This window comes from Blautia sp. Marseille-P2398, assembly GCF_964240315.1.
GTDB classification, from domain to species: domain Bacteria; phylum Bacillota; class Clostridia; order Lachnospirales; family Lachnospiraceae; genus Blautia_A; species Blautia_A wexlerae.
Genome location: NZ_CAXSTD010000011.1, coordinates 1 through 16,510, shown reverse-complemented (window position 1 = coordinate 16,510; position 16,510 = coordinate 1). Strand labels below are relative to the sequence as shown.

The 16,510-nt window shown below is 40.4% G+C and carries 16 protein-coding genes and 1 riboswitch; of the genes, 15 read left to right on the top strand and 1 reads right to left on the bottom strand.

What is annotated here, in order from left to right:
• The first annotated feature begins 398 nt into the window (after positions 1–398).
• From ACESZG_RS13020 to ACESZG_RS12950, 15 genes are all read left to right on the top strand, one after another.
• The gene (locus ACESZG_RS13020; protein WP_373218546.1) at positions 399–1,328 is read left to right on the top strand and encodes a calcium/sodium antiporter; all 930 of its coding nucleotides are present in this window, start codon (positions 399–401) and stop codon (positions 1,326–1,328) included.
• A 76-nt stretch (positions 1,329–1,404) separates the two neighbouring features.
• Complete coding sequence (locus ACESZG_RS13015) at positions 1,405–2,025, top strand: DUF3786 domain-containing protein (protein ID WP_119245904.1); 621 nt, start codon at positions 1,405–1,407, stop codon at positions 2,023–2,025.
• A gap of 119 nt (positions 2,026–2,144) precedes the next feature.
• A complete protein-coding gene (locus ACESZG_RS13010) occupies positions 2,145–2,477 on the top strand; it encodes a hypothetical protein (protein ID WP_330584140.1) in 333 nt (110 codons plus the stop codon).
• Positions 2,478–2,771: 294 nt separating this feature from the next.
• A complete protein-coding gene (locus ACESZG_RS13005) occupies positions 2,772–3,395 on the top strand; it encodes a DUF6088 family protein (protein ID WP_025580240.1) in 624 nt (207 codons plus the stop codon).
• On the top strand, positions 3,382–4,296 hold the full coding sequence (locus ACESZG_RS13000; protein ID WP_025580241.1) for a nucleotidyl transferase AbiEii/AbiGii toxin family protein: 915 nt from the start codon (positions 3,382–3,384) through the stop codon (positions 4,294–4,296). The genes ACESZG_RS13005 and ACESZG_RS13000 overlap by 14 nt, the downstream gene beginning before the upstream one ends.
• A gap of 230 nt (positions 4,297–4,526) precedes the next feature.
• Positions 4,527–4,602: riboswitch (cyclic di-GMP riboswitch) on the top strand.
• Positions 4,603–4,818: 216 nt separating this feature from the next.
• Positions 4,819–6,597, top strand: a complete 1,779-nt coding sequence (locus ACESZG_RS12995) for an ABC transporter substrate-binding protein (RefSeq protein ID WP_025580242.1) — start codon at positions 4,819–4,821, stop codon at positions 6,595–6,597.
• Between the two features lie 13 nt (positions 6,598–6,610).
• Positions 6,611–8,881: an ATP-binding protein gene (locus ACESZG_RS12990; protein WP_373218488.1), complete on the top strand. Its 2,271-nt coding sequence runs from the start codon at positions 6,611–6,613 to the stop codon at positions 8,879–8,881.
• 404 nt (positions 8,882–9,285) lie between these two features.
• The gene (locus ACESZG_RS12985; RefSeq protein WP_055058326.1) at positions 9,286–9,582 is read left to right on the top strand and encodes a hypothetical protein; all 297 of its coding nucleotides are present in this window, start codon (positions 9,286–9,288) and stop codon (positions 9,580–9,582) included.
• A gap of 20 nt (positions 9,583–9,602) precedes the next feature.
• The gene (locus tag ACESZG_RS12980; RefSeq protein ID WP_022381006.1) at positions 9,603–10,112 is read left to right on the top strand and encodes an RNA polymerase sigma factor; all 510 of its coding nucleotides are present in this window, start codon (positions 9,603–9,605) and stop codon (positions 10,110–10,112) included.
• 1 nt (position 10,113) lies between these two features.
• A complete protein-coding gene (locus tag ACESZG_RS12975; RefSeq protein ID WP_118617356.1) occupies positions 10,114–10,767 on the top strand; it encodes a zf-HC2 domain-containing protein in 654 nt (217 codons plus the stop codon).
• A gap of 188 nt (positions 10,768–10,955) precedes the next feature.
• A complete protein-coding gene (locus ACESZG_RS12970; protein WP_118617358.1) occupies positions 10,956–11,810 on the top strand; it encodes a YitT family protein in 855 nt (284 codons plus the stop codon).
• 90 nt (positions 11,811–11,900) lie between these two features.
• Positions 11,901–13,214 carry a Na+/H+ antiporter NhaC family protein gene (locus ACESZG_RS12965; RefSeq protein ID WP_118617360.1) on the top strand — a complete coding sequence of 438 codons (1,314 nt, stop codon included), beginning with the start codon at positions 11,901–11,903 and terminating at the stop codon, positions 13,212–13,214.
• Positions 13,215–13,367: 153 nt separating this feature from the next.
• Positions 13,368–14,009 carry a MerR family transcriptional regulator gene (locus ACESZG_RS12960; RefSeq protein WP_055060018.1) on the top strand — a complete coding sequence of 214 codons (642 nt, stop codon included), beginning with the start codon at positions 13,368–13,370 and terminating at the stop codon, positions 14,007–14,009.
• Positions 13,990–14,301: a YbjQ family protein gene (locus ACESZG_RS12955; protein ID WP_008705112.1), complete on the top strand. Its 312-nt coding sequence runs from the start codon at positions 13,990–13,992 to the stop codon at positions 14,299–14,301. The genes ACESZG_RS12960 and ACESZG_RS12955 overlap by 20 nt, the downstream gene beginning before the upstream one ends.
• A gap of 104 nt (positions 14,302–14,405) precedes the next feature.
• Positions 14,406–14,834 (top strand): SseB family protein, encoded by a 429-nt coding sequence (locus ACESZG_RS12950; RefSeq protein WP_118617374.1) that lies wholly within the window; start codon positions 14,406–14,408, stop codon positions 14,832–14,834.
• A gap of 118 nt (positions 14,835–14,952) precedes the next feature.
• Here ACESZG_RS12950 and ACESZG_RS12945 read toward each other — a convergent pair whose 3' ends face one another.
• A complete protein-coding gene (locus tag ACESZG_RS12945; protein ID WP_008705109.1) occupies positions 14,953–16,320 on the bottom strand; it encodes an MATE family efflux transporter in 1,368 nt (455 codons plus the stop codon).
• Positions 16,321–16,510: the final 190 nt, after the last annotated feature.

The window sequence follows — 16,510 nt, the reverse complement described above, 5'->3', positions numbered from 1 at the left end:
AAGGACAGATATATACCCCAGAAAATTTTAAATACTGCAGATTTCTGATGCAGATTCTGACACAGGGAGGTGGCTTCTTTGCTGCTGAGAACGGAGTGAACAGTAACCGGCTTCTTTATATTATGGAGAATCTTATGATAAAAAATAATTGATTTTTAAGAGCCAGTTTGTTAGAATATATCTGTAAAAAGGGAGTAGCTTGCCGAGTGGATTCGGTTCACTTCTTCGTCAGGACAGTTATTGAAACATATAACTCGGAAAGTGATGAAATTGCGAGACTTTTACTGTGAATGCAGTAGGAGTCTTTTTTTTATACCTACTGCAAAATAAATGTATTCCCGGAATCTTTTTATATTTGATTTTGTGAGTACGTAATAAAAGAAAGAGAGGTAGAAATGATGTTTTTACAGGTTATTATTTTGTTGGCAGGTTTTTTGTTTCTGGTGAAAGGTGCAGACTGGTTTGTGGAGGGTGCAGCCAGTATTGCGAAAAAGCTGGGAATTCCACAGTTGATCATTGGATTAACCATTGTAGCAATGGGAACCAGCATGCCGGAGGCAGCAGTCAGTATTACTGCTGCAATAAATAAGAATGCAGGTATTACCATTGGAAATGTAGTCGGAAGTAATATCCTGAATATTTTCATCATCCTGGGAATCACAGCAGTAATTACGAATGTAGCGATTCAAAAATCCACGCTTCTTTACGAAATTCCGTTTATGACAGTGATAACAATTGTTTTGCTGATCTTTGGTATCACAGGTTCAGAGGTGACTTTTATTGAAGGTGTGATTTTCTGGATACTATTTCTGATATATCTGGGATACCTGTTTGTGATGGCAAAGAAAGGGAACGATCAGGAAGAAGCAGAAGCAAAGGATAATCCGGTATGGAAATGTATGCTCCTGATGGTAATCGGTGGAATTCTGGTCGTAAAGGGTAGTGATTTTGCAGTCAGCGGAGCAACGGAGATTGCCCGTTATTTTGGCATGAGTGAGAGATTTATCGGGCTGACAATTGTTGCACTGGGAACATCTCTTCCGGAACTTGTCACATCAGTAACAGCTGCCAGAAGAGGAAATACAGGAATTGCCATTGGAAATATAGTCGGAAGCAATATTTTTAATATTTTGTTTGTTATCGGTACAACAGCACTCATCTGTACTGTGCCGTTTGAGAGCAAATTTATTATTGATACTGTAATTGCAGTTCTGTGTGGAGCAATACTCTGGATTGGTACATTCAGACATAAAGAATTAAGAAAACCCTGTGGTGTGGTTATGCTGTTGTGTTATGTCGCATATTTCCTGTATTTATGTCTGGTATAACGAATAATTGCTTTTCGCAACCTCCGCAGGGGACTTACTTGATTCGATTAGAATAAGAAATGGAATAAAGTATATTATGGATAATTATGAAAAACAGGTATATACAGGCAGAGAGTTGTTTTTAAAATATGATCAGGATAAGCTGATAAAGAAATATGGTTTGAAACACGATGAAGAATATCTGTATTTGAAATATATTGGAACAGAATATCGGATCAATCGCAGAAACGGTGCTATTGAATATGCCACAGGCGAAGAATGGACGGACTGCAGAGAATATACAGTTGTTATGACAATCTATGATTTTCTCTGCTGTTCCGGGCAGGAGATACTGCCTCCTCTTACCGGGCAGTGGCAGCCTGTGGGCAGGTTTGTAACTGCCGGGAGCAGTCCGTCAACAGATCCCTTTGTGGAAAAGTATGCAAGAGCATTTTCCGGCAAAGTGGAAGAGTTAAAGCAGGCCTGTATCTGTCTGGGAGGAAAGCAGATGCAGCGTCTGGCAGGGGCAGATCTGACATTTGAAATGCCGGTTCTTCCGGAGTTCTCTGTGTTGCTTCAGTTCTGGGATGGGGATGAAGAATTCCCGCCAAAGATCTTACTGTTGTGGGATAAAGTATCGTTATTATACCTTCATTTTGAGACGACCTATTATCTTCAGGGAGATCTTCTGAAGGCTATACTGCAGATAATCGGCTGAATACACTGTAGCCGATCCTTCGGAGGGAATATCCGATTACATGGAAAGAGGTTTCCAGAAACTCAGGCGGAGAAGGATTTCTGTCTGCATTTGTAATCCTGTCCAGCCTTCTGTATTATATGAGACGGGATGATACGGACATTTTTGCAGATAAAAATGAGGGAAAGGTTCTGATCATGGACAACCCGTTCGCACAGACCAATGCCTCCCATCTGCTGATCCCTTTGATGGATATGGCAAAAAAGAGCAACACACAGCTTATCTGCCTTACCGGTCTGGGCGGCGAGTCCATCTATAATCGTTTTGACAATATATATGTGCTGAATCTGATCGCTGCAAGTCTGAGAGGCGGTGCCCAGTACCTGAAAGCCGAACACAAAAGAGGGAAAGAACCGGATGAGCTTGTCACTGCGAGAATTGAAGTGGGGGATCAGATGGAGCTGTTGTTTTAAGAAAAATTACAGCAATCATTCTGTGTGTCATATCATTATCGTTGCAGGTTGTGATTGCGAGTGCTGAAGATATAAGAAAGAATATTACGGTATCACATGAGCCGGTCTGTGTGATGCCGTATTTTTATTTGTCCAGAGAAAAGAATGAAAGATTTTTTTATGTTTTATTTTGCTCTGGATACACTAACAATAGCTATCAAAATAATATTGACAGAGCTTAAGAATAAGAATAGAATATAATTAACAAAAATAACTTAGATGGTTACAAATATTTAGATAGAAGGAGAGAGGTTTATGCTATATGAATTTTTGAAAAACAATTATAAGGAAGCAGAGCCTATATTCTTTTCTGATATAGTGATTAAGGGAATTACAAAATCTGCAGTAAACCAGCAGTTAAAAAAGTTATGCAATGAAGGAAAACTGCAGAAATATGAGAACGGCATTTATTATTTGCCTAAGAAATCACGATTAAAAACAAGTGTAGGTGTAAATGCAGATACGGTTGCCAGATACAAATATGTTTCCAGAGGTGGGAAAGTAGATGGCTTCTATTCGGGAAATACATTTGCCAATCAGTTGGGAATTTCAACGCAGGTTCCCAATAAAGTTGAGATTGTCAGCAACAATATGGCTGCAAAAGTAAGAGAAGTTCCAATTGGAAAGAGAACATTCATTGTAAGAAAGCCAGTGGTTCCGGTAAATGAAGAAAATGTTTATGTGCTGCAGTTACTTGACTTATTAAAGAATCTGGATGTGTATCTGGATGAAAGCTATGATGTGGCTCATGATAAAGTATCTCAATTTGTGCGGATACATGGCATCACAAAAAAAGACGTGGATAGTTATATAAGAGAGTTTCCGATTGCAATATTTAAATATTATTATGAATTGAGGTTGGATGATGTATTTGCATAAAGATGATAAGGAATTGTTGAGGGATATTATTGTAACGGTATCAGAGCGAACGGGCATAGATGAAAGTATCGTGGAAAAAGATTATTATGTGACAATGATATTAAAAGAACTTGTACAGAGAAATCCTAATGTGGTGTTTAAGGGTGGAACATCCCTTTCCAAGGCTTATCATGCTATAGACCGTTTTTCAGAGGATATTGATATTACATTTGAAGAACATTTGGGAGAAGCCAGAAGAAAGAAAATCAAATATCAGTTATTACAACCAATTAGCGAAGATTTAGACTTAGCAATTGATAATTGGAAGTTTATTGAAAGCGATAAGGACTATAATCACTATGATTTCTTATATGGTTCAGTTTGCTCAGAAGATAAAAGAGGTCTGCGACCATATGTGAAGCTGGAGACAGCATTGATGTCGTATTCTTATCCAACAGAAGAAAAGGAAATTACAAGTATAATATTTGATTGTCTCGCAACAGAAGAAGCGGAGATTTTGAGAGACTATGGGTTAGAACCATTTAAGATGAAGACACAGGCACTATCCAGAACAATTATAGATAAAATTTTTGCTGTGTGTGATTATTATATGGTAGGAAGAGCAACGAGAAATTCCAGACACTTATATGATATCTTTAAGCTGAAAAATTATATTTCAATGGATGATGATTTCAAAAGGCTCTTTGCAGATGTTAGAAAGCACAGATCAGGCATGGATATTAAAATAACCCCGTCTGCCAGGGAGGATGTTGATCTGCTGGCTGTAGCAGAAAAACTCATAAGAGAAGATTTTTATGCTGATGATTATGCTGATTCAACTATGAAATTGATTTCTGACAATATTTCCTATGAAACGGTAAAGCTGAATTACATTGATTTGGTTAGAAGTATATTACGATAAGAGAAAATTTTCTCTCGAATTCTGTTGAGAATAATGCAATTTCAAGTCAATTAATCATAATAAACGGGGGAACCGCTAAACAAAAGTTTTTCAGGTTATAGGAGAACAGTTCGAATATATAATCGGCTGTTCTTTTTTTAGCGTTAAAGCGGCGAGGTTTTTCTTGTGTACAGTGGAATGTAGGAGTATAATGAAATCAATATTTTGCATAAATTTACAATCTGTAATAGAACGACGATCGGCAAAGCAGATGAAAGTCTGTGACGCAAAGCTACAGGGCCTGTAAAATGGTAGCCAGTTGCATGAAATGATGTGCGCTGTCTGTGAGACGGTGTTTTTTTATGTTATAGGAAATTACTCCGTAATGTTCCTATAACATAAAAAAGCCCTCCGGGCAGGATCGCACTGCGACGGAGGGAATTATGTTGCTGAAGCGACCCTTCGCAGGCGAAGAATCCTGCAAGCAGGGATGTTATTTCATAAACGGAACCATAATGATTTTATCGGAGAAGAGAGAAAAATATGAAAATCAAAAAAGTACAAAGTGCATGTCTTATTTTGGCATGTATAGCGGCAACAGGACTTATAGGGTGTGGGAAAACAGATGAAACACCAAAGAAGCACGAAGCAATTACTTTTATGGCTCCTTATCTGGAAGTGGACAATTTTATAGAAGAAGTGCATAAAACATATCCAGAGATTGAGCTTGAAGTAGTCCCGTACAGCGGAGCAAATACAACAACCTGTCTGCAGAATATGTTAGAGGCAGATGATCTTCCGGACATCTGCACACAGACTTTTTATAAGCCAGATGTGGTGGATGTCAGTGATAAGATGATTGATCTCTCAGGATACGATTTTACAGATAATTATGTGGAATCACGTCTGAAAGATGTATCCGATGAGGGTGCACTTTATATGCTTCCATCTTTGTACAACTGTTATGGAATCACCTATAATAAAACACTGCTTGAGAAGCATGGCTGGAAGCTGCCAACATCTTTTACAGAGCTTGAAGAACTTGCAGACAAGGCAAAAGAAGCAGGAGTTACGTTATGTATGGCACAGATTCAGTATCCTGGTTCAGCCTTCCAGTATATATGTAATATTGCGGATGCGGGATTCCTTGGTACTATGTCTGGAAAGCAGTGGCAGAAAGATTACCTGTCAGGAAAGGCAAATGTCAGTGACACGGAAGGCATGATGGACAGCATGGAATATATCCAGAAATGGAAAAATCTCGGTATGCTTGACTGCAGCAACAGTGATCCGGTAGATGATAGTAAAACAAGAGAAGCTTTTATAAAGGGAAATTCACTGTTTCTATTGGGACCACAGAATGGCATTATGGAATCAGAAGATACAACGGACAAATTTGGTCTGATGCCATACCTGTCTGAAGATGGAAGCAAGAATGTATTTATTTTAAATGTAAACCGTTTTTATGGATTGAATAAAAAGCTGGAGAATGATCCTGAGAAACTTGAAGATGCATTAAAAGTCATGAAGGTGCTGTCTACGGTAGAAGGAACCAGTGCCCTGTATCCGGACAGTACATTAAAAGCAGGACTGCTTCCTTTCAAAGATGCAAAGGCGGATGACACCTTCTATGCAGATATTTCGGATTTTATCAATGCAGGGAATACGACACCGTTTATTTATTCCGGATGGGAAAATACGATTGTAAATACCGGAACCAAAATGCTGGAATTCATGCAGGATAAGGCATCAATAAAGGATGTGGCAGATCAGCTGGATGAGGATCAGGACAGCGTGGTAAATAATCAGCCGGAAGTGATCACAACAGCTACAGAGGAAATTTCACAGGAAAGCTGTGCAAAGCTGGTGGGCAGATGCTTTGCCGAGGCAACCGGAAGTGACGTTGCTCTTATATCCCTTGGAACATGGATCAGTGGAAATGGTACGAACCAGAACAATGATGGTGTGAGCGGAAAACTGTATGCAAAGAATATTACAGACTATGATGTATGTATCATTCTTCCGACTGGCTGGTCACAGACGATTAAAACAATCAGGCTGACAGGAAAACAGATTCAGGCATTGTATGAAGAAGGTTATGATGCAGTTGGTACAGGCAAGAATTATCCATATATGTTGGTAAATCCTGAAGATATGGAACTGGAGGATGGAAAGACTTATCAGGTTGCAATTTCCGGAATCAGTGAAAAACTGGCATCAGAAACGGAAGTGACAGACAGTGGTGTTGTGGGTATGGATGCGGCAAAGGAGTTTTTTGGGCAATTTGAAACTTTAAGTGAAGCAGACGCTGAATGGAAATAAGCGGAGGAGAAGGATGCAGAAGGCAAAGAGTTACCGGAACTTAATATTGGGTTGTTGTATGACTGGTATAGCGATGTTTCTTGCATTCTTTTTCCTGTATCATACTTATATCCAGGATATTATCTATGAGGAACGATTAAACCAGATGGAAGAGGTTACCCGTCAAATGTTTCAAAATCTGGAGGATGTGATCGATTCCCATTGGAATCGGGTAACGGAAGAATGTAATTATCTGAGAGATGCAAACGTACAGACTACAGATGAACTCTGCAGACATATGAAAAAGAAATATGAATTATCAGCATATGCAGATCATAAGATCACGTTGATGGCAGTGGATTCAGAAGGTGGATATTATACAGAATCCGGAAAAAGAGGACTTTTCCGGGATCTGGACTATTTTGAAGAAAGTCCTGAAAAGATCAGTTTTGTTTTTGATTCCATGACGGATAATCAGTCAGAGATGGTATTTCTGAATCGTCTGCCGGAGCCCATACATCTTCAAAACGGAGAAAAGAAAACTTCAATTCTCTATTTTGGAATTGCCCAGGACATGGAACAGTTGAATCCATATTTTAACTGCGAAGCTTATAACGGAAACAACAGTGTGTATGTACTGGATGATAATGGATCTAAACTGTTCAACAGCAATCAGGTGGAACTGATCAAGGGCCATAATGTATTTTCTGTTTTACAGAATATGAAGTATCTTCACAATTCTTCCTTTGAGAAAACAAAGGCGGAACTGGAAGAAAAAGGCTGCAGTTATTCTAATGCAGTTCTGGACGGAACAGAATATTTTTACGGATTAAAAAGAATGGAAAATGCCGAATGGACACTTATCTTTCTGGTTCCGGCGGAGTATGTTGCTACGAATACATTAAAACTTGTCAATTTTATTATGGTATTTATCGTTATCTTTACGGTTATCGTAGCTGCCTGTGTTATGATGGGGATTTTCTTTGTTATGTACAGAAATCAGCAGGAAGCAATCCGTTTGGAACGGGAAAATAATGCCAAGCTGGAAACAGTGAATACAAAACTGCGTCAGGCTAAACAGGCGGCAGAGGATGCTTTTCAGGTGGCACAGGAAGCGAACAGATCCAAGAGCAGTTTTCTTGCCAATATGTCTCACGATATACGTACTCCTATGAATGCGATCATTGGTATTACGTCCCTGATCAGACATGATGCCGGTGATAAAGGCAAGGTAATAGAGTATGCGGATAAAATTGATACTTCCTCACAGCATCTGTTAGGGATCATTAATGAAGTTCTGGATATGAGTAAGATTGAAGCAGGAAAAACTGTTTTCAAGTATTCTGATTTTTCTATTTCGGATTTTATACAGGAGCTTGATACTATATTTCGTTCTCAGATATATGAAAAGAAGCAGACTCTTACAATTACAAAAGAAAACATCCGGCATGAGTGGGTGAATGGGGATCAGGTTCATCTGATGCAGATTTTCAGCAATCTGCTGTCTAATGCAATAAAATATACACAGGAAGGCGGAGAAATTCAGCTTCTGGCAGAGGAATGTGAATCAAATTCATCTGTTTATGCAAAGTATCGTTTTTTAGTCTGCGATAATGGTATGGGAATGTCGGCAGATTTCAAGAACACGATTTTTGATGCCTTTACCCGTGCAGAAAATTCCCTGACAAATAAGATACAGGGAACCGGTCTTGGAATGGCAATCACCAAAAATCTGGTTGATTTGATGGGCGGAACCATTGATGTAGAAAGTGAACCGGGACAGGGCAGCTGTTTTGAGGTTTTTATGGATCTGAAAATCGCAGAAGAAAGATCTGTTTCTCCGGATTCACAGGCAGAAACAGAAGAGCAGGATGGCAATATCCTGAAAGGAATGAGATTTCTGTGTGCAGAGGACAATGAGCTGAATGCGGAGATTCTGACGGAACTGTTAAAGATTGAGGGCGCGGAGTGTACGATTTGTGAAAATGGTCAAAGGGTTCTGGAGACATTTGAACAGTCTGTTCCTGGTGACTATGATATGATCCTGATGGATATACAGATGCCTGTCATGAACGGCTATGAGGCAACGAAGGCAATCCGCAGAAGCTCCCATGAGCTGGCAAAGACAATTCCGATTATTGCCATGACTGCCAATGCATTCTCAGAGGATATTCAGCATTCTCTGACAGCTGGTATGAATGCCCATATTTCAAAACCGGTTGATATGAAGACGCTGGAAAAGACAATAAGAAGCATAAAATCCGGCGGCGGGGGGGGTACCGAAACGCAGGTCATTGCTCAGTAACCATTAAATAATAAACCCGTACTTGCTGTTTTGGATCAGGTGCTTGGAACATCATATGAGTTACATGAGTGAGGAAAAGTGGATCGTAGCTTAAAATACGAATCGTCAGTTTTGGGGAGATAAGAAATTTATCTCCCTGTTTTTCTAATGTATGCTCGGAATCTTTTGGTATTCGATTATGCACATCTATAACTTCTATACCCATATCGGGTAATTTATCAGAAATAGGTTACAAGCAAGTCCCCATCCACTGCTTATTGTTTTCTGCAACCTCCGCAGGAGACTTACTTGCTTCGATTAAAAAATCAAAGTATAAATTTTCCTGTAACGTTTCTTCTGTCTGTGACTTAGTTATATAGAAAGACATCAGATAAAATAATGATACAGCAGACAGGAGGATTATCATGAAACGATATTTAGGAATATTCATTCTGACAGTTATGGTTGGTTTATCAGGTTGTGCATCTGATACAGACAGTGATACTCAGGTGAGCAGCCGTGCATATTCAATGCAGATACAACAAAATCAGAACCGTGTTCAGACATTCAATGGAAGAAGACAGATCAGGTCGTCAGATGGATCTATGTGGACACCACCGGCAGGGTCATATCAGGATAAAGATGGTTATATTCTGGATAAGGATGGCACCACGATCGGCCAGACAGGGCCATTAAAAATCCCGAAAGATGCAGTAGGATAATAAAAATACAAGGAGCAGGAATGGAGAAATCAGAAATCGAAACAATCTACCGGAAGTATTTCCATGATGTCTTTCTCTATATCCGGGCACTTTCCGAAAATGAAAGTCTGGCAGAGGAGATCACCCAGGAAACATTCCTGAAGGCAATGAATAATATTGAGAAATTTGATGGCCGGAAGGATATCCGCGCATGGCTATTTGTAATTGCGAAGAATACATATTTCCGCTATTGCAGACGAAATAAAATCTATGTAGGCGAAGAATTTTCAGAAATAATGCAGGATCCCATGCAGGATACATCACCGGCAGTACTGGATCAGATTGTGCAGGATGAGACAGTTCGGAATCTCAAACGCTATGCAGAACTGATACCGGAACCTTACAGGGAAGTATTTCACCTGCGGATATATGGTGAGCTCTCCTTTGAGCAGATCGGAAAATGCTATCAGAAAAGTGCAGGATGGGCAAGAGTGACTTACCATCGTGCACGCCAGATGATAAGAGCACAGATAAGTCAGGAGGAAAAGTAACATGGAAAAAATAAACTGCAACGTGATCCAGGATATTCTGCCATTATACATTGATGATGTGGTAAGTGATGACACAAAAGAACTTGTAGAAGAACACCTGCAAAACTGCGAAATCTGCCAGCGGGTATACCATGAGACAAAGGCAGACCTTGAAAATGATATGAAGATCTCTGCGCAGACAAAAGAAAGCAGCAATGAAGCAAATGACTTGAAAAGCTTCAGGAAATTTTTAAAGAAAAGAAAGATAAAAACAATCCTGCTTTCCATAGCAGCAACCGTAATTTGCTTTGTGGCAGTGTTCACGTTCATGAATAAACATGTCACATATATCAGCTACAAAGATGCAGGGATAACTATTATTGAGGATAATAAAGATGAAGTAACATATAGAACAAATATAAAAGGAAATTATCGCTGGAGAACATCCTTAGACAGGGAAACAGGCGTAATGACTATCCATTTTGAACAGAGTTTGTGGGAAAAATATGTAAGCTGTATTTTTTATCCATATGATCATATTCATGATATTCTGAAGAAAGATGAGATAAAAGAAGTGTATGTAGATAAGGATGGAACTACAACAACAATCTGGGAAGCTCCGGAGGAAGAACAGAAGGCTTATTTATCTGAAGAACATACAGAGCCGTTAGGATAAAATCTTAGAGTGTTTTTCAAACACGATCTAAAATATGAAAGCGAATTTTATAGCAGTCCTATAGGTTATAAGGATTTACAAAGGGGTTGTCATGGAAGGCAGCCTCTTTTTGTAATTGCTGATGGACATTCTCTTCCCATATGTTACAATAGAACAAGAATATGGAAAGAAAGACAGGAAACCTAACTATGAAAAAACAACTAAATTATGCAGATATCATAAAGGAAGCGCTGATCCTGACAGGTGCGGTAGCAATCATTGCGGCAGCAGTTTATTTCTTCCTGGTGCCGAGCCATACCTCTGTAAGCAGTATCTCCGGTCTTGGTATCGTGTTATCAAACTTTGTACCTTTATCATTGTCTGCAATCACCATGATTTTGAATGTGGTACTTCTGATCATTGGCTTCATCACCTGCGGACGCGAATTTGGCGTAAAAACAGTTTACACCAGTATCGTTTTGCCCTTATTTCTCGGATTATTTGAGAAATTATTCCCGGATTTTGGCTCTATGACCAACAGTCAGGAGCTGGATGTGCTGTGCTATATCCTGGTGGTCAGCGTAGGACTGAGCATTCTTTTTAACAGAAATGCATCCTCCGGCGGACTGGATATTGTGGCAAAGATCATGAACAAATATCTCCACATGGAACTGGGAAAAGCAATGTCTCTTTCCGGTATGTGTGTGGCTCTTTCCGCAGCGCTTGTATATGATAAGAAAACAGTGGTGCTGAGTATTCTGGGAACATACTTTAATGGAATAGTTCTGGATCACTTTATCTTTGACCATAATATTAAACGTCGTGTCTGCGTCATCACTCAGAAAGAGGAAGAACTGCGTAAATTCATTATCGAAGATCTGCACAGCGGAGCGACAATCTATGAAGCGACAGGTGCCTATAATATGAAGAAACGCAATGAGATCATCACGATAGTAGACAAAACAGAATATCAGAAGCTGATGGCTTACATCAATCATGAAGATCCAAAGGCTTTTGTGACGGTTTACAATGTATCGGATATGCGCTATCAGCCCAAGCTGTGAGAAATATTATGGCAGGAAAGCTGTGGGTATGCTAAAATAGCAGAGTGATTATATAACCATAAAGAGATTATGGTAGAAAGAGGATGAAAGATGAGAAAAGGAAAAGGAATTGCCCTGCTTCCCATTGGTGTATTTCTTGTATTATACCTTGGACTGGGCATTTTGTTTGAGTATGTGATGGAAATCCCCATGGGATTTTATAATGTGCCTATTGTAGTAGCATTTCTTGCTGCAATCCTGGTTGCCTGTCTGCAGAACAGATCGCTGGATTTTGATAAGAAACTGGAGATCATGGCACAGGGAGTTGGGGACAAAAATATCATCACCATGCTTCTGATCTTCCTTGCAGCCGGATCTTTTGTAGGAGTTGTGGGAAGAAGCAGTGCTGAGAGTGTTGCATATTGTATGCTGAGTCTGATACCTGCCAGATTTTCAGTGTCTGTGCTGTTTATAGTTGCCTGTTTTGTGTCTGTGGCTATGGGAACCTCTGTGGGAACCATTACCCTTCTGACACCGATTGCAGCAGCAGTTTCCACAGCATCAGGATTTGATCTGGCATTTTGTGTGGCTTCTGTTATGGGAGGAGCCATGTTTGGGGACAATCTTTCTTTTATTTCAGATACGACTATTGCTGCATGTAATGGTCAGGGATGTGAGATGAAAGACAAATTCAGGGAAAACTTCTGGATCGCTCTTCCGGCAGCCGTTGCCACACTGATCTTAATCCTGATCCTGTCATTTCAGACAGAAATCCAGGGCCGTGTGATCCAGCCCTATCATCTGACTCAGGTAATACCGTATGTGCTGGTATTGATCGGAGGAATTGTTGGGATCAATGTGTTTGTGGTATTGCTGACAGGAATCGTATCCGGAGCATTTATTATGCTGATCGGAGGACATACCACACCTGTAGAGATCCTGAAAAATATGGGATCCGGTGTATCCGGAATGTTTGAGACCTGTATGGTGGCGATTCTGGTAGCTGCCATGTGTGCGCTGATACGTGAGTATGGTGGATTCGATGCACTTCTTGGCTGGATCCATAAAATTTTCCGCGGAAAGAAAGGCGGACAGCTTGGAATGGGACTTCTGGTAGGAACTATGGATATTGCCACTGCCAATAATACAGTGGCGATCGTAATGGCAAACCCTATCGCAAAGGAAATGGCAGAGGAGTATGGGATTACACCGAGAAAGACAGCTTCCATACTGGATACTTTTTCATGTGTTTTCCAGGGAGTGATTCCATATGGTGCACAGATGCTGGTTGCAATCTCAGCAGTGAATGAACTGGGTGGTGAGATTTCTGCATTTCAGATCATGCCGAAATTATTTTATCCCATGTTATTGCTGTTCAGTTCTCTGATCACAATTATGAGAGGCTCAGACCGTACAGGAGCTTAAAAGATTCCCCCTGCCGGAAGCTATATTTTTTTCAATTTCTTTCAAAAAATACTTGACCTTCCTCCTTGTGGAAGCAGTATAAAGGAAGCACAGACAGGGCAGTAGAGCAGCAGATCAGCTGTATCTGCTGTCAGGAAAGCAAGAGGTAGCAGTATGAAGATCAAACAGGTGGAAGAGCTGGTAGGCATCACCAGAAAGAATATCCGTTTTTATGAAGAGCAGGGTCTCCTGAATGTGGAGCGTGCAGAGAACGGATACCGGGAATATCATACGGCAGACATTGCCAGACTTCAGGAAATCAAATTATTCCGGAAGATGGATATTTCAATAGAAGAGATGAGAGCTCTTTTTGAAAAGAGGAAAAGCCTGCAGTTTTGTCTGGAACAGCACCTGGGAGAACTGGAACGCCGCAGGGAGGGCCTTGTGAAAATGCAGGAAATGTGTGAGCGCCTGATCGCAGAACATCAGTCTCTGGATACCTTGAATGCCGAGAACTGTCTGGAAGAAATCGAGCAGATGGAGAAAGAGGGTGCAAGGTTTATGGATATAAAGAAAACAGATATCCGTAAGAAAAGAAGGACAGGAGCGATCATTGGAGCAGTAGTTATGATCTTGCTTATGGGATTTACCATAGGGCTTATGCTGTGGGCAAATACACAAGATCCCATACCGACCGGACTGCTGATATTTCTGATCGCCATACCGGTTGTGATCATCGGAGGAATTCTGGCAGCACTTGCAGGACGCATGAAAGAGATTGAAGGAGGAGAAGAGGATGAAGCTTCTAAGTATTGAATATATTCCGGGTGTAGAGTTTGAGGCACTGGGAATTGTAAAGGGAACAGTTGTACAGACAAAAAATGTAGGAAAAGATTTCATGGCAGGGATGAAGACTCTGGTAGGCGGAGAGATCACAGGTTATACGGAAATGCTCAATGAGGCAAGACAGATTGCTACCAAGCGTATGGTGGATGAAGCCAAAGAGATGAATGCGGATGCTGTGATCGGTGTGAAATATGGCTCCTCCCAGGTAATGTCAGGGGCAGCAGAAGTGATCGCATATGGAACTGCGGTGAAATATAAATAAATGACAGGATGCCGGCGGCATGAGAGATTTGCCGCCGACATCCCTGAAATATGATCTTACACACTGTCTGAAAAGTGATATCACCACAGATGAAAGGTAACAATATGAGCGATAATAAGAATGTAAATCAGGATAAAGGTCTTCAGGGAAATGAAAAAATAGAGCAGGCAATCGCTGCTCTGCAGCAGGAAGCCACTCAGGAAATGCTGGCACATACACTGACTGTAATCCGTAGACGAATGAGAGAAAACGGCCAGTTTATCCTTTCAGTAGAACCGCCCACAGGAGACAACCAGCTCCGGATCGGCACAGTGAAAACCGGAGATGGAAAAGTCTGGTGGGCGGCATTTACAAGCTTTGAGGAAGAACTGAAAGGCGGCGGAAGCGTACAATCCACTTTTCTGACAGACATAGATCAGCTTTTCAATTCAGCATTACAGGTAAATGAGATTGAGGGAATTATTCTTAACCCATGGAATCGCACAATCATGCTGGATAAGAACCTGATTAATATCATACTGGGAAATGTGTGAAGTTATGTAAAGAACTTTCATGTTCAGTTAAATAAAAGTCCTCATTGTTTATCCTTTTTACAATTTCTGCAAAGTTATGCGATAGTTAAAAATGGATAAATACTGAGGACTTTTCTGCTTATCGGGAGTTTCCCATTTTGTTTAATTCAGGCAATATTGTAACCAGCATGGTAATAAAACACAGAGAACCACCGATCACATTGGATACAGGCTCTGCCATAAACACGCCATCTGTGCCCATGTGTAATCCATAGGGCAGGAAATAAGTCAGCGGAACCACAATAAATACTTTACGAAGCAGGGAGAAAAAAATCGCCTGCTTTTTTTTATTCAATGATTTAAATACAGTCTGACCAATATACTGCAGATCCATAAAAATAAAGGCTGCAAAGTAAAGTTTCAGTGCAGGAACTGCATCCTTTAATAGCAGTTTGTCTGAACTGAAGATCCCGATCAGAAATTCAGGGGCAATGAGAATGACGCTCCACATGATACCTGTATAGATCAGAACCATAATGATCAGAACAACCCCTGCTTTCTTTACCCTGTCAGGACGTCTGGCTCCGTAATTGTAGCTGAGAACAGGAGAGGTTCCCTCATTGATCGCATGGATAGGCGTCTCCACCATCTGGCGAACACTGGATATAATAGTCATGACAGAGATATAAATATCACCGCCTGTCACGGAAAGAACATTATTGCAGCAGATACTTACCAGGCTGTTAGTCAGCTGCATGATAAATCCAGCAGACCCCAGACTGATGATATCCCTGGCATGTCTGGTGCACTCAGAAATCTCATTTATATGAATCCATCTTACCTTCAATTCTGATTTTCCATGAAGAAAATAAAATACAAGCAAGGCAGAGAGAATCTGAGAGATGACAGTAGCAATCGCTGCACCCTTAATCCCCATATCCAGAACAAAAATAAAAATCGGATCAAGAATAATATTTGCCACTGCACCGACTGTTACTGACAGCATACCGATAATGGCATATCCCTGTGCATTGATAAAAGGATTCATTCCTGTTGCTATCATGGAAGGGAGAGTACCCAGAAGGTAAATCATCAGATAGGGATACGCATAAACCAGAGCATCATCTGAAGCACCAAACAGAGTCAGTAAGGGGCGGGCAAAAAGAAATCCGATCAGCATCAGCACAGCAGCACTTCCACATAACATGGTGAAAGCAGTATTCATGATCATGTCAGCAGTCCTGGAATCTCCTTTTCCGCGGTTGATAGAGAAAATTGGTGCACCTCCGGAACCAAAGAGATTACTGAAAGCAGTAATGATCATGATGATCGGAAAGCATAAGCCCACAGCGCCAAGTGCAGTTGTTCCTATATCATGGATCCTGGCGATATAGATACGGTCCACAATGTTGTATAAAAGATTCAATATCTGCGCTACCAGCATGGGAAGCGCAGCGCTTAATATATTGTTGGTCACAGTTCCGTTTTCAAAATCAATTCGTTTCATTATAAATCTTCCTAAGTTTAAAACTTTTATCGTGCATATAAGTATATCATAAAGTAAACAGAAATTCACTCTGATACAGTGGTGTTGGAACAAAATAGTTACTGTTCACTCCGCAATGGTATTTAGATAAATAAAGCATATTCCGGAGATTACTTGACATTTAAAAAGAAATGCCTTGAAAAATTTATGA

What these genes read in the sequence shown, in the direction of transcription:
- ACESZG_RS13010 (WP_330584140.1), top strand. Translation starts at nt 2,145, where the DNA reads ATGAGACGGGATGATACGGACATTTTTGCAGATAAAAATGAGGGAAAG.
- ACESZG_RS12950 (WP_118617374.1), top strand. Translation starts at nt 14,406, where the DNA reads ATGAGCGATAATAAGAATGTAAATCAGGATAAAGGTCTTCAGGGAAAT.
- ACESZG_RS12970 (WP_118617358.1), top strand. Translation starts at nt 10,956, where the DNA reads ATGAAAAAACAACTAAATTATGCAGATATCATAAAGGAAGCGCTGATC.
- ACESZG_RS12990 (WP_373218488.1), top strand. Translation starts at nt 6,611, where the DNA reads ATGCAGAAGGCAAAGAGTTACCGGAACTTAATATTGGGTTGTTGTATG.
- ACESZG_RS13020 (WP_373218546.1), top strand. Translation starts at nt 399, where the DNA reads ATGTTTTTACAGGTTATTATTTTGTTGGCAGGTTTTTTGTTTCTGGTG.
- ACESZG_RS12955 (WP_008705112.1), top strand. Translation starts at nt 13,990, where the DNA reads ATGAAGCTTCTAAGTATTGAATATATTCCGGGTGTAGAGTTTGAGGCA.
- ACESZG_RS12995 (WP_025580242.1), top strand. Translation starts at nt 4,819, where the DNA reads ATGAAAATCAAAAAAGTACAAAGTGCATGTCTTATTTTGGCATGTATA.
- ACESZG_RS12965 (WP_118617360.1), top strand. Translation starts at nt 11,901, where the DNA reads ATGAGAAAAGGAAAAGGAATTGCCCTGCTTCCCATTGGTGTATTTCTT.
- ACESZG_RS12975 (WP_118617356.1), top strand. Translation starts at nt 10,114, where the DNA reads ATGGAAAAAATAAACTGCAACGTGATCCAGGATATTCTGCCATTATAC.
- ACESZG_RS13005 (WP_025580240.1), top strand. Translation starts at nt 2,772, where the DNA reads ATGCTATATGAATTTTTGAAAAACAATTATAAGGAAGCAGAGCCTATA.
- ACESZG_RS12980 (WP_022381006.1), top strand. Translation starts at nt 9,603, where the DNA reads ATGGAGAAATCAGAAATCGAAACAATCTACCGGAAGTATTTCCATGAT.
- ACESZG_RS13000 (WP_025580241.1), top strand. Translation starts at nt 3,382, where the DNA reads ATGTATTTGCATAAAGATGATAAGGAATTGTTGAGGGATATTATTGTA.
- ACESZG_RS13015 (WP_119245904.1), top strand. Translation starts at nt 1,405, where the DNA reads ATGGATAATTATGAAAAACAGGTATATACAGGCAGAGAGTTGTTTTTA.
- ACESZG_RS12945 (WP_008705109.1), bottom strand. Translation starts at nt 16,320, where the DNA reads ATGAAACGAATTGATTTTGAAAACGGAACTGTGACCAACAATATATTA.
- ACESZG_RS12985 (WP_055058326.1), top strand. Translation starts at nt 9,286, where the DNA reads ATGAAACGATATTTAGGAATATTCATTCTGACAGTTATGGTTGGTTTA.
- ACESZG_RS12960 (WP_055060018.1), top strand. Translation starts at nt 13,368, where the DNA reads ATGAAGATCAAACAGGTGGAAGAGCTGGTAGGCATCACCAGAAAGAAT.